The following is a 1,182-nucleotide window of genomic DNA, read 5'->3' as shown; positions in this document are numbered from 1 at the left end:
TTAATGCGTTCAATATGTCCTTCAACGCATAACCGATCGCTATCAAAATGGGTGGTAGAGAAAAACTGTTCAACCATGACAGGGAGATAGCGATAAGTGAGATCCGAGTTTTTAGCCACCACGGTGGCGAATCGAACTGAAAACTGATGCAAGGCTTCGAGTAACAAGCCCTGTTTCAAATAGTTATGGGCTAAATTCCAGTGAGAAATATTGATTTGCCCGCAAGCACGCATCGGTGCGGTTAAGGTGATACTCTGACATATACTCAAGAAATTTGGCTCGGTGCGATGCTTTATAGCCATAATTTGGGGACTTTTTTATATTTTTTTCTTAAATCCTTTGATGATAAACCGAAGGAATGAGCACTAAACCGCGCTTGATAGTGCGCGAGAAGTATCGGCATACGACAAACGAAAAAAGCCAACAATCCCAGCTCAGGAGAAGCCCGATGTTTGCTCATGATGCTTGCAATTAGAAAATCGACATTGGGTTGCAGTCCTGTATTGTCCGAAATAGATCGCGCAAGCGAACTGAAGGGGCGCATAGGCATCTGAAAGCGTGAAAAAAAGAAATCAACTCGGACATCCCGTTGCATAATCGGGTGACCAAACCCTAGCCAGGGTTTGTCTTTGCAATAATGCGTTACCGCCGGCCTCAAGATTCCCGGCTTCAATCTCATGGAGGACACTAGAAAGTCGCATGATAGCATATTTGCAGGCTCCCATATGCGCCGGGGCCAGTGGCACAAAACTCACCGATTAGTGCAGAAATGACGTCGCTCTTGGTACTGGCAATAAATCTTATCGTGGTGGTTGTGGGTGTCACAGTACCAAACCCGCCCAGCAGTAGAGACATGCACCGGCAAAGCATATCAATATCCCAGTCGGAAGAAGCTTCCTTGCTAGTTAATGCTAACCAAAAAGCACGCTCAAAGGTATTGCAATTTTCGATCTCCGGCGAATCGGAAAACTGTTGGGAAGAGCGCGCCAATGCAATAATCCGCGGCATCAGCAAGATAATTTTAAGACAACCACCGTCGCTTACGGGAGCCATGACCTTACCCTGAGCCGCCGAAACCTCAACTTGCGATAATAACATCATAAAGCGCTGCGTTAAACTCAAAGATGGCAATGCATTGATCAGTTGATGCATCGCCTGCAGTTTGGCTGTAGGGTTCGTCTT

3 protein-coding genes are annotated in these 1,182 nt (G+C 46.3%); all 3 read right to left on the bottom strand.

All coding sequences use genetic code 11. From position 1 onward, the window contains the following. Positions 1-269 (bottom strand): hypothetical protein (locus ACFIL8_RS10630; protein ID WP_375689743.1); only part of this gene is annotated, 269 nt, incomplete at its 3' end. 23 nt (positions 270-292) lie between these two features. After that, a complete protein-coding gene (locus ACFIL8_RS10625) occupies positions 293-595 on the bottom strand; it encodes a hypothetical protein (RefSeq protein WP_375652970.1) in 303 nt (100 codons plus the stop codon). 92 nt (positions 596-687) lie between these two features. Further along, a partial coding sequence (locus ACFIL8_RS10620; protein ID WP_375689741.1) for a hypothetical protein occupies positions 688-1,182 on the bottom strand: 495 nt, incomplete at its 5' end.

Source organism: Bartonella sp. AP57NXGY, assembly GCF_042195805.1.
Taxonomy (GTDB): domain Bacteria; phylum Pseudomonadota; class Alphaproteobacteria; order Rhizobiales; family Rhizobiaceae; genus Bartonella.
This window is presented reverse-complemented; position numbering and strand designations above follow the sequence as displayed.